The sequence below is a fragment of the Mesorhizobium sp. M7A.F.Ca.CA.001.08.2.1 genome, assembly GCF_003998455.1.
In the GTDB taxonomy this organism is placed as follows: Bacteria; Pseudomonadota; Alphaproteobacteria; order Rhizobiales; family Rhizobiaceae; genus Mesorhizobium; species Mesorhizobium ciceri.
Window position 1 is genome coordinate 1 of record NZ_RZPW01000108.1, and the last position, 11516, is coordinate 11516.

Here is an 11516-nt window from a genome sequence, read left to right on the forward strand (position 1 = left end):
GTGCGGCCACAGCCACCGCGCGGATCAGTTCCGCGCGGTGGCTGTGGCCGCACAGCGCGATGCGGCAAGCCGGGTCGAGCGCCTTCAGCCGCCGCCGGATTGCCGTCAGCGGCGCGCGCACCAACTGGCCATTGACGATGGTATCAGTGAGATATTTCTCGTCATGGTCGGGACGGGCGTGGAAAGCGATGATTCCGGGTGCGATCTCCAGCGTCAACGGCTGGGCGAACAGCACCTGGCGCTGTGCCTCGGTCAGCCGCTCCTGCGCATAGACGTCGGAGGGCCACATGGTGTCATCAGCGGGGTCGGCGGCAACACGGCGGTCGTGGTTGCCGCGCACCGTCGGCAGGTTCAGCGCCTGCAGCCGTTCCATCGTTTCGCGCGGCCATAGCGGGCCGGAAACGCTGTCGCCGAGATTGACGGTCAGGTCGGCGCCGCCGCGCCGGCGCAGGTCGTCAAGCACGGCGTCGAGCGCCAGCACATTGCCGTGGATGTCGGCGAGGACGGCGATGCGCATTTCGGGAAGCTCCTGTGTGACGCCGCTTTTCCTTTTCCCCACGTTCGTGGGCGAAGAACCCAAGTCCTTCAGGGTCGGGCGTGCACTTCGATATCGTGGCCGCCAACCGCCGGCAGTGCGGGATCGTCGCCGGCGGCGGCGATGACGCTGTCGAGCAGGCCGGGGAAGCGGGCGTCGAGATCGGCCCGGCGCAGTGTGATCATGCGGTTGGTGCCGACCACCTCGGCGCGGGTGACGCCGGCCTCGCGCAATTTGGCGAGGTGGTAGCTCAGATTGGTCTTCGAGCCGAAATCGAGGAACTGGCTGCAGTTCAGCGGCACGCCCTGCTTGCTGGCGAGATAGCGCACGATGGCAAGCCGCGTCGGGTCGCCGAGCACGCCAAGCACGATCGGCAGGCTGATCTGGTCCGTATTGGGGTGTGGCAAGGTCATGGCTCGAAACTAAGCACAGTCGGGTCCGATTTCAACGCATCCATCATTGTTGGCTCCACATGGCCTTTCTCCGTCTCGCGCGAACCCCGCCCGGCCTGTGCTGACACAGGGCTGTCAGGAAGGTTCAGCTATTTTTCCCTGGCTTCATTGACATGATGCCCCGTTATGTCCAATTGTTCAATAACTTTTGAACTAAGGACATCCCGCCATGGACAAGCGCCTCTTCTGGCTCGCGCTCGGATCGTTCACGATCTCGACCGAAGGCTTCGTCATCTCCAGCCTTCTGCCCGACATCGCGGCGGATGCCGGCATCTCCATTCCGCTGGCCGGCACGCTGATTACCGCCTTCGCGCTCGCCTATGCGGTCGGCACGCCGATCCTGGCGACGCTGACCGGCGAATGGGACCGGCGCCGCGTCATCCTGTGGACGCTGGTGTTCTTCGTCATCGGCAACATCGCCGCGGCCTTGAGTTCCTCCTTCGAACTGCTTCTGGTCGCGCGCATCGTCATGGCGCTGTCGTCGGGCCTGTTCGCCGCAACCGCGCAGGGCACCGCAGTAGCGCTGGTCGATGATCATCACCGGGCGCGTGCCATCGCCGTCGTCGTCGGCGGCACCACTGTGGCCGTTGCGCTCGGTGCGCCGCTCGGCGCGCTCGTTGCCACCGTCGCCGGCTGGCGCGGTACCTTCTTTGCCATCGCCGGCCTTGGCGCGCTTGCAGGCGCGATCCTGTGGTACCGGCTGCCGCAGGGCATCGTCGGCACCAGGCTGCCCTTGAAGCACAGGCTGGCGGCAGCGCTGCGTCCAGGCGTGATGCCGATCCTGTTGACGACAGTGCTGGCGCTGATCGGCGCCTTCACCGTCTTTGCCTATGTCGCGCCGCTTGCCATCGAGGGCGGCGGTCTCAGCCAGATCGCGCTGCCCGGCATGCTGCTCGCCTTCGGCGTCGGCGCCGTCATCGGCAACATTGGCGGCGGCCAGGCCGCCGACCGGTTCGGTGCGACCCGCACCGTCGGCTGGTCGCTGGCGCTGAGTGCAGCCATGCTGGTCTTATTGTCGGTCATCCCGACCTTCCTGCCGCACCATATTGCCGGGCCGGCGCTGATGGCGATGATGGTGCCGTGGGGCATCGTCGGCTGGGCGTTCCCGCCGGCGCAGGCGAGCCGCATCATCAAGCTGGCGCCCGATGCCGCCCCGATCGTGCTGTCGCTCAACGCCTCGGCGCTCTATCTCGGCGTGGCGCTGGGTGCCGTGGTCGGTGGTGCCGTGCTGCGCTACGGCGCGCCGGCCGATCTCGGCCTGGTCGCCGCGATCTTCCCGATCGTCGGGCTTGGCGTCGTGGTCGCCGGCCGCTGGGCGGCTCGGCCTGTAGAAATGCCTGCCGAGTAGAGTCTTTGGCAAACGCTGGCCTTAGGGCGTGGCCGGCGGCAGATCAAAATCCAGCGCGGCGATCTCATCCAGAGCCGCGCGCAAATCTTCGGCCTTGTCCTTGCCGACGACATCCTCGAAACGCTGCTGGGCGATTTGCCACAGTTTCATCGCTTCCTCGATCTTGTCCAGGCCCTTTGGCGTCAGTCGTACACGCTTGACGCGGCGGTCCTCCGGGTCGGCGAAGGTCTCGACATAGCCGTCGCGGATCAGCGGTTTCAGCGTATGGCCGAGCGCCGACAGGTCCATGATCAGCGACGTGGCGATGGCGCCCATCGCCGGCTCATCGCCCATATGGATCTGGTAAAGCAGGCCCTGCTGCGTCGCCTTGAGGCCTGACGGCTCCACCACATCATCATAAAACTTGCCGAGCTTGCGCGCCGCGCGGCGCAGCGCGGCGTTGTTGCAGAGCGTGAGGCCGGGCAGGCTGTCCTTTGACATGATGGTCCCTGGCGCCGGCGAATGAGGCCCGGCTGCTCCCCTCAAATAATCCCCGCCCGTCTCATTGACAAGATAGTGGCATATGCCTACTTCACAATTAGTGGTATATGCCACTAAATCAGATCAAGCGGCTTTCCGGCAGCGCGGCAGATGCCACGGCGCCGGGGGTCATTCGAAACGAACAAGATCAGTTGAAGAAGGAACAGGACAATGAGTGGACAGGGCAACAAAGGCACGGCGGTCGTCACCGGTGCTTCGTCGGGCATCGGCGCGGTCTATGCCGACCGGCTGGCGGGGCAGGGCTACGATCTGGTGCTGGTGGCGCGGCGCGCCGACCGGCTGGAGGAACTGGCCGGGAAGCTGCGCCAGACCTATAGCCGCAAGGTCGGCGTGATCAGCGCCGATCTTGCAAACGACGATGATGTGCGCCGCGTCGAGCAAGCTGTAACAGCCGACGAGAGCATCACACTGCTGGTCAACAATGCCGGCATCGGCGGCCAGGCCGTCGTGGCCACCGCCGATGTCGACGCGGCCGAGCGCATGATCAAGGTCAACACCATCGCCTTGACGCGTCTAACCCGCGCCGTGCTGCCGGGGCTTTTGGCACGCAACCGCGGCGGCATCGTCAACATCGCCTCGGTGCTCGCCTTCGACACCTCCTTCGGCGGCATCTACAGCGGCACCAAAGCTTATGTGGTCAACTTCACCGAAGCCCTGCACCGTGAGGTCGAGGGCACCAATGTGAAGGTGCAGGTGGTGCTGCCGGGCGCGACCCGGACCGATTTCTGGGAACTTGCCGGCACCGATATCGCAAACGTTCCGAAGGAGATCATCATGACCGCCGACGACATGGTCGATGCCGCACTTGTCGGCTTGGCCAAAGGCGAGGCGGTCACCGTGCCCGCGCTTGTCGATGCGGCCAAGCTCGACACATTCCTCGGCGCCCGGCAAGCCTTCTACGGCAGCCTGCACGCCGACAAGCCGGCGGCGCGTTACGGGGTTTGACGTTTGAGAGGCTGGTTCGCTTTGCGAACCAGGACCCCCACCCCGCTGCTTCGCAGCGACTTGCCGGGGCGAGCCACGGGTCTCGCCCGTCCTTCGGACCCCCACAAGGGGGAAGGTTGGGGACGCGGCTTGTCCGCCCATGCGACAATGGTCTTGTGGGGTGCGAAAAGCTGGACTCCCCACCTCCCCCTTGTGGGGAGGTCGGACCGAAGGTCAGGGTGGGGGGCTGGCGCGGGTTTTGGCTTGAGCGCTTTACACCGACCGCCACATCGGAATGATCGAGGCGGCCAGTACCAGCGCCAACACGACGTTGAGCGCGCGCCATTGCCACTCGGTCTTGAGCAGCCGCGCCAGCACCATGCCGGCCACGCACCACAGCGACAGCGAGGCGGCGGCCGCGAGGCCGAAAGTGGCGCCGAGCAGCAGCGCGAGCTGCATCGGTCCGCTAGCCAATGCCGCGAACGACGCCGCGGCGCCCAGTCCCATCGCACATCCCTTCGGGTTCATCCATTGAATGCCGGCGCCGCCGAGAAAGCTGTTCGGCCTGGTCATGGTCACATCCAGATTAGGCGGTCCGCTGCGGCCGATCTTGATCGCCAGCCAGACGAGATAAAGTGAGCCGGTGACCTTCATCGCCAGTTGCAGCGAGGGCACGGCGAGCAGCAGGCCGGCGAGCCCGGCGGCGGCGGCGCTCGTCACCGTGGCGAGGCCGGCGGCGCTGCCGATCAGCAGGGGTACCGAACGGCGAAAGCCGAACTGCGCGCCCGATGCCGTTGACAGGGTCGTGGCGATGCCGGGCGTAGTGGTGGCGACGATGGCAAACAGGATGAGCGGGAAAATGGGCTCGAGCATGCGGCGTCCTCGGTGGGAGGGCTGCCATCGTAGCTGCGCACGAGCTTCAGTAAATGCAATGTTTGCTATGGTTGACATTAGCAAGCATAATGCCAACCATGATCCGAAATCTCGACATGGCGCTGATCCGCACCTTTATCACCGTCGCCGACAAGGCCAGCATGACAGCGGCGGCCAATGCACTGCACCTGACGCAAGGTGCTGTCAGCCAGCAGGTCAAACGGCTGGAGGAGGCGTTCGGCTCGAGCCTCTTCGAGCGCGACCGGCGCGGCTTGCGGCTGACGCGCGCCGGTGAACAGCTGTTCGGCAGGGGCAAGCGGCTGCTGGCCTTGAATGACGAGATCTGGGCCGAAATGGCTGGGACACCGGTGGCCGGCCAGGTGCGGCTCGGCGTGCCCTACGACCTTGTCGGCACCTTGCTGGCGCCGGTGCTGAAGACCTATGCCGAGACCTATCCGCAGGTCGAGATATCGCTGGTCTGCGCCTCGTCGCCAGAATTGACTGCTGCCCTTGCGGCCGGGACCATCGACCTTGCCGTGATCGAGGAATGCGCCGGCCCGTCGGCCGGCGAATGCCTCGTCGTTGACCGGCTGGTCTGGGTCGGTGCCAAGGGCGGCGTTGCCCGCGCCAAGCGGCCGCTGCCGGTCTCGATCGTCGCCGACACCTGCGCTTTCCGGCCGGCTGTGCTGGCGGCGCTCGGTGAGCATGGGCTGGAGTGGCGCACCGTGTTCGAGAACGGCAACATCGACGCGACGACCGCGACGGTGCGCTCCGACCTCGCCGTCACCACCTGGCTGGCCTCCACGGTGCCAGCCGATCTCGACATATTACCATCGGAGTCCGGCCTGCCGCCGCTGCCGAATTTTGCCATCAACCTGCATCTGCCGAGGCATGGGGTAGGTCCCGCGGCGCAGGAATTCGCACGGCATATACGGGAAGGGCTGGCGCGGCGACCAGTCGCTGCTTGAAGCTTCTCAGAACTTGGGTTCCTCTCCCCCGTCGATCGGGGAGAGGTGTCGAGCGAAGCTCGACCGAGTGGGGGGTCGATCTTTCATCGTGGGGCGAGGAACCCAGGTCCTGCTACTTCCAGTTCCTGCGCCGCTCGAGCTCGGCTTCCGACGGCTCTCCCGTGACAAACGACCCGACCTTGACCTCGCCCGCGCGTTCGTAGGTCGCCATGATGACGCCGGTGCCGGTTGCCTGCGACTTAATGAGCTTGAAGGCGGCCGGGATCGCGCTGTCGCCGAACAGCCGCTTGCCCTTGCCCAGCAACAGCGGGAAGACCATCAGCCGGATCTCGTCGATCAGCCCGTTGGCGAGCAGCGTTTGGATCAGGTTGCCCGATCCCTGGATGAGCAGGTCGGGTCCATCCTCCTGCTTGAGGCGGCGCAACGCCGCAACGATATCGGGCCCGAGCGATTGCGTGTTCTGCCAGGTGAGGGTGTCGGGCCGATGCGTCGCGACATATTTGGTCGCGGGGTTGAAGGCATCCGCGATCGGATCTTTCTGATACGGCCAGTAGGCGGCGAAGATATCGTAGGTCCTGCGGCCGAGAAGCAGGGCGAAAGGCTTGGAGAACAGTTCATCCATCGCCGCGCCCCCCGCCTCGTCGAAGTAATGGAAGGTCCAGCCGCCGAACTTGAAGCCGCCGACCGGATCCTCTTGGGGGCCGCCGGGCGCCTGCATGACGCCGTCGAGGCTGATGAATGTCGCAGAGATGATCTTTCTCATTCCAATGCTCCCGTTCTTCGGTCCACGCCGTCGTGGCGGACTTCAGCCCAAGGACGGGCGACGAGCCACCGGTCCGACAGGACAGGACGAAATTTTGGAAAATCACCGTTGCTTGCGAGGCTCGGTGTGGAGATTTTCCGACGAGAACCAGACATCGCCTGATATGGCGGTGGCGGTGTCGTCCGGCGCCCTGTCCTGCGCCAGCCAGATCGAGCGGCTGCGCGCGGCCTGCTCGCCGGTGGGGATCATCGCCGCGGGGTCCGCGACCGAGGCGCCGACACAGGGAATGAACCACGACCGCATGAACGGATCGCAGGCGAAGCCTTTTTGCGTGCGTGTCACCATCACCGCCAGCGGGACGCGCTCGGCCGGCCGCCAGGGAAAGATCATGCGGCCGCCTGGCCGCAGCGCCTTCAGCCATCCGGCCGGGGGCGCTGCGACCCCGGCATTGACATAGATGATGTCGGATGGCGGCAGGGGCGTCGTCACGGCATCGCCATGGACCACCGTCGCATTGCCATAGGCTTCGAGATTTTGCCGCGCCAGATCGGCCAGCTTCTCGTCGAGTTCGAAAGCGGTGACGATGCCGCCTGGCGAAACCAGCCGGGCCAGCACGGCGGTGTAATAGCCGGTGCCGGCGCCGATATGGCAAACCGCCTCACCGGGTTTCGGTTCAAGCTTTCCAATCCACATGGCGTGCAGGAATGGCTCGCCATTGTTGATGCCCTTGTCGTCGTCGAGCGCCACCAGCACGTTCTGATAGATATGAGCCGGATCGGCGCTCGGTGTTATGACCTTGCCGTTGCCGGCGACGACCGTCCACGGCCCGGGACCGAGAAACGCTTCGCGCGGCACGTCGGCGAAAGCCGCTTCCAGACGTGGGTCGGGCGAGCCGGCATTGGCGGCCAGCAGCCGCGCGTAGAATTTCCTGATGTCTTCGATCCGGGTCATGATGCCGGAAAACATAGCGCGGATTGCCGATTTGTCGCGAGGCTGCCCCCTGCGCAGAGGGCAGCCGGTTTCCAGGCGAAGCGGAACTCAGCCGACCCCGAACATGGTGTCGTAGAGCAGCTTGAAGTTGAGCACCAGGATGATCGCGGCGACCACCCAGGCAAGGGCTGCGACGCCGCGCGGAATGGCGAGATTGCCCATCTTCTTCTTGTCGGAGACGAACTGCACCAGCGGGACGACCGCGAAGGGCAGTTGCATCGACAGGATGACCTGGCTGAACACCAGCAACTGGCCGGTGCCCTTTTCGCCATAGAGCGCGGTGACGACCACCACCGGGATAATGGCGAGGCCGCGCGTCAGCAGCCGGCGTGCCCAGTTGGGGATGCGCAGGCGCAGGAAGCCTTCCATAACAATCTGGCCGGCGAGCGTGGCCGTCACCGTCGAGTTCAGGCCGGAAGCCAGCAGCGCCACCGCGAACAGGATCGAGGCGATGCCGAGGCCGAGCAGTGGCGACAGCAGCTCGAAGGCCTGGCCGATCTCTGCGACGTCCTGGTGGCCGGTGTTGTGAAAGGCGACCGCGGACACGATCAGGATCGAGGCGTTGACGAACAAAGCCAGCATCAGGGCGATGGTCGAGTCCGTCGTTGCCCATTTGATGGCGTCGCGCTTGCCCTTGTCGGTGCGTTCATAGGCGCGGGTCTGCACGATCGAGGAGTGCAGATAGAGATTATGCGGCATGACGGTGGCGCCGATGATGCCGATGGCGATGTAGAGCATCGCCGGATTGGTGACGATTTCCGACGACGGCACGAACATGGCATGCAGGATCGAACCGGCCGGCGGGGCGGCGACGAAGATCTGGATGGCGAAGCAGCTGAAGATGATGATCAAAAGCGCGATGACGAAGGCTTCGAGATAGCGAAACCCCTTGTTCATCAGGAGCAGCACGAGGAAGGCGTCGAGCGCCGTCAGCATGGCGCCGCCGATCAGCGGAATGCCGAACAGAAGCTGCAATGCGATCGCGGTGCCGATGACTTCGGCCAGGTCGCAGGCGATGATGGCCAGCTCGCAGGCGATCCACAGCACGAAGTTCACCGGCCGGGGATAATAGGCCCGGCAGGCTTGGGCGAGGTCGCGGCCGGTGGCGATGCCGAGCCGTGCCGCCAGCGCCTGCAAAAGGATCGCCATCAGGTTGGACAGCATGATGATGAACAGCAGCGTGTAACCGAACTGGGCGCCGCCGGCGAGGTCGGTCGCCCAGTTGCCGGGGTCCATATAGCCGACCGAGACCATGTAGCCGGGACCCATGAAGGCGAACAGGCGACGGAACCAGACGCCCGAGTTCGGCACGGCGATAGAGGAATTGACTTCGCGCAGGCTGGGCTGCTCGTCCTCGTCGGGCCTGGCGAACCGCCATGAGGAACGGGAGGCTGTGGCTTCGGCTTCGGACATGAAGGATGGCTTTCCGCGAGACTGGACGATGTTGCCTTAAGCTATGCCATGGCTCAACATTATGCAATATGCTATATTTCATTGTCGTTGCTTTTTATCCGGCTGGCGGTCATCGGGTGAAACGGCAATCGGAAGCCCCGGTTGCACCTGTTGCGGAATGCAAATAAACGGCCTGAAGAATCAGAGCCCGTGCTATGAAAGCATGGATGGCAAATAGTCCTGGGAGGAGCGCGTATTGGTGCTGAAGAACAGACCAGTTCCGCGCGAGCCGCTGCTCGACGCCGAAATTCATTCGGAGGGCTTCCGGCAGCAGCGCGAAGCGCGCCGTAGTGCGTTGGTCGAGGATTATGTCGAACTGATCGCCGACCTGATCGAAGACGGCAACGAGGCGCGTCAGGTCGACATCGCCGCACGGCTCGGTGTCGCGCAGCCGACAGTGGCCAAGATGCTGACCAGGCTGTGCGCCGACGGTCTGGTGTCGAGAAAACCCTATCGTGGCGTGTTCCTGACCGAAGCCGGCCGCAAAGTCGCGGAGGAAAGCCGCATCCGCCACCAGACGGTGGAAGCTTTCTTGCGCTCGCTCGGTGTCAGTGCGGAGACAGCGCGCATCGATGCCGAGGGCATCGAGCACCATGTCAGCGCCGAGACGCTGGAAGCCTTCCGCAAGGCGATGACGGCGCGCTGAGCGCCAGAGTTCCCGCGTCGCCGGAACCGTCGCACGCCAGACACGTTTGCACCAGATCCGTGCGATTGGCGCGCGAAAGGGAGGAAACGATGGGCATCGAACAAACGCCGGCGGCAAAGGGCAAGCAGGCAGCCGAGGGACTGAAACAGGCGGCGGCCAGGGATGAGCGCAAGACCGAAGCCGAAACCGGCCATCCGCTGAAAAAGGGCGCGGCGCGTTTCGAGGAGCGTTCGAAGAGCTCCGACGGCAGGAGCGCCGGCGCCAAGCAGGAAGATTAGCTCTCTGTCGGGCTTACGTGATCGGCTGTAGGCCACGGGGACGATTGCCACGCCGAGCCGCTCGCCACAACGAACTTGGCCGCAAGGCGACGCGTGTGGCCAAAAAGGCCATCGAAAAATGCTGTGACTTGGCGCAACCGTTGGGATAATTGTTTGTCGCCCCGGAGCAACGGGGAGGTTTGCTGTACGAGGAGTTGCCATGCTCTGGAAGGGCCGTCGTCAGAGTGACAATATCGAGGACGACCGCAGCGACAGCGGCGGTGGCGGACTCGGCGGCGGCGGTGGCCAGTTCCGCATTCCGATCGGCGGCCGCACCGGTGGCGGCGGCAGCATCTTCCTCGTCATCCTGGTGGTGCTGGCCGGATGGTATTTCGGCTTCGATCCTTCGACGATCCTGGGTGGCGGCGACGGCGGCCTGCTGCCGGGCGGCGGCGGCCAGATCACCGACAACAGCGGCCAGGACAACGGTGCCACACCGGCCAATGACGAGATGAAGCAGTTCGTGGCGACCGTGCTGGCCGAGACCGAGGACACCTGGACCGGCATCTTCAAGTCGCAGGGATTGACCTACGAGGATCCCAAGCTGGTGCTGTTTTCCGGCCAGGTCCGTTCGGCCTGCGGCTTTGCCTCCGCGGCGGCCGGACCGTTCTATTGTCCCGGCGACCACAAGGTCTATCTGGACATGACCTTCTTCCAGCAACTCGACCAGCAGTTCGGCGCTTCGGGCGAATTTGCCCGCGCCTATGTGATCGCGCATGAGATCGGCCATCATGTGCAGAACCTGACCGGCATCATGTCCAAGTTCAACCAGATGCGGCAGAGCATGGGCGAGGTCGAGGCCAACCAGATGTCGGTGCGAATCGAGCTTCAGGCCGACTGCTTTGCCGGTGTGTGGGCCCACTACACCGGACAGAAAGGCATATTGGAGCAGGGCGACATCGAAAGCGCGCTGAACGCCGCCAAGCAGATCGGCGACGACACGCTGCAGAAGAAGATGCAGGGCTATGTCGTGCCGGAAAGCTTCAACCACGGCACCTCGCAGCAGCGGCAGACCTGGCTGGCGCGTGGTTACAAGAGCGGCAAGCTGTCGGATTGCAACACGCTGAGTGGGCCGATCTGACCAGACCGTTGTCGAGCTTCACCTGCCGGCGATGCTGCCGTCAGGTGGTGTCAGGATGAATAGATTCGGCCTGTTCCTGCATTGTTCCTTTCCGCGAGCTCGCCTATAAGGTGCGTCCGCCTGCGCCTGAGGGCGAGCAGAGGAGCTTGATCCTGCATGATCGACCCCAAAACCGCCAGACGGGGCCTTGCGCTCGTCTTCACCACGCTGCTGCTCGACATTATCGGCTTCGGCATGATCATGCCGGTGCTGCCGGCCTATCTCCGGGAATTGACCGGGGTCAGCATCAGCGGCGCGGCGATCGAAGGCGGCTGGCTGTTCTTCGTGTATGCGGCGATGCAGTTCTTCTTCGCGCCGATCATGGGCGGCTTGAGCGACCGGTTCGGGCGGCGGCCGATCCTGCTCGCATCGGTGCTGACCTTCTCCATCGACAATCTGATCTGCGCCGTCGCCTGGTCCTACCCGATGCTGTTCATCGGGCGCGTGCTGGCCGGCATTTCGGGCGCCAGCTATTCGACGACATCGGCCTTCATCGCCGACATCTCGAACGATGACAATCGGGCTAAGAATTTCGGCCTGCTCGGCATCGCATTTGGCGTCGGCTTCGTCATCGGGCCGGTTCTGGGC

General features: G+C 64.5%; 14 protein-coding genes. 7 read left to right on the forward strand and 7 right to left on the reverse strand.

Annotated features, from left to right (window positions below):
• Positions 1-517, reverse strand: a 517-nt coding sequence (locus EN914_RS09355) for a metallophosphoesterase (protein WP_164778694.1), incomplete at its 3' end; no start/stop codon positions are given.
• A 68-nt stretch (positions 518-585) separates the two neighbouring features.
• The gene (locus EN914_RS09360; protein ID WP_013530112.1) at positions 586-948 is read right to left on the reverse strand and encodes a helix-turn-helix transcriptional regulator; all 363 of its coding nucleotides are present in this window, start codon (positions 946-948) and stop codon (positions 586-588) included.
• Positions 949-1156: 208 nt separating this feature from the next.
• Between EN914_RS09360 and EN914_RS09365 the strand changes: the two genes are divergently transcribed.
• Positions 1157-2335: an MFS transporter gene (locus tag EN914_RS09365; protein ID WP_127389059.1), complete on the forward strand. Its 1179-nt coding sequence runs from the start codon at positions 1157-1159 to the stop codon at positions 2333-2335.
• 21 nt (positions 2336-2356) lie between these two features.
• On the opposite strand, the gene EN914_RS09370 is transcribed toward EN914_RS09365, so the two are convergent.
• Positions 2357-2815 (reverse strand): MarR family winged helix-turn-helix transcriptional regulator, encoded by a 459-nt coding sequence (locus tag EN914_RS09370; RefSeq protein WP_024504123.1) that lies wholly within the window; start codon positions 2813-2815, stop codon positions 2357-2359.
• Between the two features lie 210 nt (positions 2816-3025).
• Between EN914_RS09370 and EN914_RS09375 the strand changes: the two genes are divergently transcribed.
• Positions 3026-3820, forward strand: coding sequence for an SDR family oxidoreductase (locus EN914_RS09375; RefSeq protein WP_024504122.1), 795 nt, complete (start codon positions 3026-3028; stop codon positions 3818-3820).
• 252 nt (positions 3821-4072) lie between these two features.
• On the opposite strand, the gene EN914_RS09380 is transcribed toward EN914_RS09375, so the two are convergent.
• Positions 4073-4672 carry a LysE family translocator gene (locus EN914_RS09380; RefSeq protein ID WP_024504121.1) on the reverse strand — a complete coding sequence of 200 codons (600 nt, stop codon included), beginning with the start codon at positions 4670-4672 and terminating at the stop codon, positions 4073-4075.
• 98 nt (positions 4673-4770) lie between these two features.
• Here EN914_RS09380 and EN914_RS09385 point away from each other — a divergent pair, with 98 nt between their 5' ends.
• Positions 4771-5640, forward strand: coding sequence for a LysR family transcriptional regulator (locus EN914_RS09385; protein ID WP_024504120.1), 870 nt, complete (start codon positions 4771-4773; stop codon positions 5638-5640).
• Between the two features lie 112 nt (positions 5641-5752).
• Here EN914_RS09385 and EN914_RS09390 read toward each other — a convergent pair whose 3' ends face one another.
• The 3 genes from EN914_RS09390 to EN914_RS09400 all read right to left on the reverse strand — a co-directional run bounded on the left by EN914_RS09390 (position 5753) and on the right by EN914_RS09400 (position 8806).
• Positions 5753-6403 carry a dihydrofolate reductase family protein gene (locus tag EN914_RS09390; protein ID WP_024504119.1) on the reverse strand — a complete coding sequence of 217 codons (651 nt, stop codon included), beginning with the start codon at positions 6401-6403 and terminating at the stop codon, positions 5753-5755.
• A 102-nt stretch (positions 6404-6505) separates the two neighbouring features.
• Positions 6506-7354 carry a protein-L-isoaspartate O-methyltransferase gene (locus EN914_RS09395; RefSeq protein ID WP_024504118.1) on the reverse strand — a complete coding sequence of 283 codons (849 nt, stop codon included), beginning with the start codon at positions 7352-7354 and terminating at the stop codon, positions 6506-6508.
• Positions 7355-7441: 87 nt separating this feature from the next.
• The gene (locus tag EN914_RS09400) at positions 7442-8806 is read right to left on the reverse strand and encodes an Nramp family divalent metal transporter (RefSeq protein WP_013530120.1); all 1365 of its coding nucleotides are present in this window, start codon (positions 8804-8806) and stop codon (positions 7442-7444) included.
• 235 nt (positions 8807-9041) lie between these two features.
• Between EN914_RS09400 and mntR the strand changes: the two genes are divergently transcribed.
• From mntR to EN914_RS09420, 4 genes are all read left to right on the forward strand, one after another.
• Positions 9042-9491: a manganese-binding transcriptional regulator MntR gene (gene mntR, locus EN914_RS09405; RefSeq protein WP_024504117.1), complete on the forward strand. Its 450-nt coding sequence runs from the start codon at positions 9042-9044 to the stop codon at positions 9489-9491.
• Positions 9492-9580: 89 nt separating this feature from the next.
• A complete protein-coding gene (locus EN914_RS09410) occupies positions 9581-9769 on the forward strand; it encodes a hypothetical protein (protein ID WP_024504116.1) in 189 nt (62 codons plus the stop codon).
• 199 nt (positions 9770-9968) lie between these two features.
• Positions 9969-10889 carry a neutral zinc metallopeptidase gene (locus EN914_RS09415; protein ID WP_013530123.1) on the forward strand — a complete coding sequence of 307 codons (921 nt, stop codon included), beginning with the start codon at positions 9969-9971 and terminating at the stop codon, positions 10887-10889.
• A gap of 156 nt (positions 10890-11045) precedes the next feature.
• On the forward strand, positions 11046-11516 hold a 471-nt coding region (locus EN914_RS09420), incomplete at its 3' end, for an MFS transporter (protein WP_127389060.1).

Coding starts and splice junctions, on each gene's coding strand:
- EN914_RS09410 (WP_024504116.1), top strand. CDS start 9,581: ATGGGCATCGAACAAACGCCGGCGGCAAAGGGCAAGCAGGCAGCCGAG.
- EN914_RS09395 (WP_024504118.1), bottom strand. CDS start 7,354: ATGACCCGGATCGAAGACATCAGGAAATTCTACGCGCGGCTGCTGGCC.
- EN914_RS09375 (WP_024504122.1), top strand. CDS start 3,026: ATGAGTGGACAGGGCAACAAAGGCACGGCGGTCGTCACCGGTGCTTCG.
- EN914_RS09385 (WP_024504120.1), top strand. CDS start 4,771: ATGATCCGAAATCTCGACATGGCGCTGATCCGCACCTTTATCACCGTC.
- EN914_RS09370 (WP_024504123.1), bottom strand. CDS start 2,815: ATGTCAAAGGACAGCCTGCCCGGCCTCACGCTCTGCAACAACGCCGCG.
- EN914_RS09360 (WP_013530112.1), bottom strand. CDS start 948: ATGACCTTGCCACACCCCAATACGGACCAGATCAGCCTGCCGATCGTG.
- EN914_RS09380 (WP_024504121.1), bottom strand. CDS start 4,672: ATGCTCGAGCCCATTTTCCCGCTCATCCTGTTTGCCATCGTCGCCACC.
- EN914_RS09365 (WP_127389059.1), top strand. CDS start 1,157: ATGGACAAGCGCCTCTTCTGGCTCGCGCTCGGATCGTTCACGATCTCG.
- EN914_RS09390 (WP_024504119.1), bottom strand. CDS start 6,403: ATGAGAAAGATCATCTCTGCGACATTCATCAGCCTCGACGGCGTCATG.
- EN914_RS09400 (WP_013530120.1), bottom strand. CDS start 8,806: ATGTCCGAAGCCGAAGCCACAGCCTCCCGTTCCTCATGGCGGTTCGCC.
- EN914_RS09415 (WP_013530123.1), top strand. CDS start 9,969: ATGCTCTGGAAGGGCCGTCGTCAGAGTGACAATATCGAGGACGACCGC.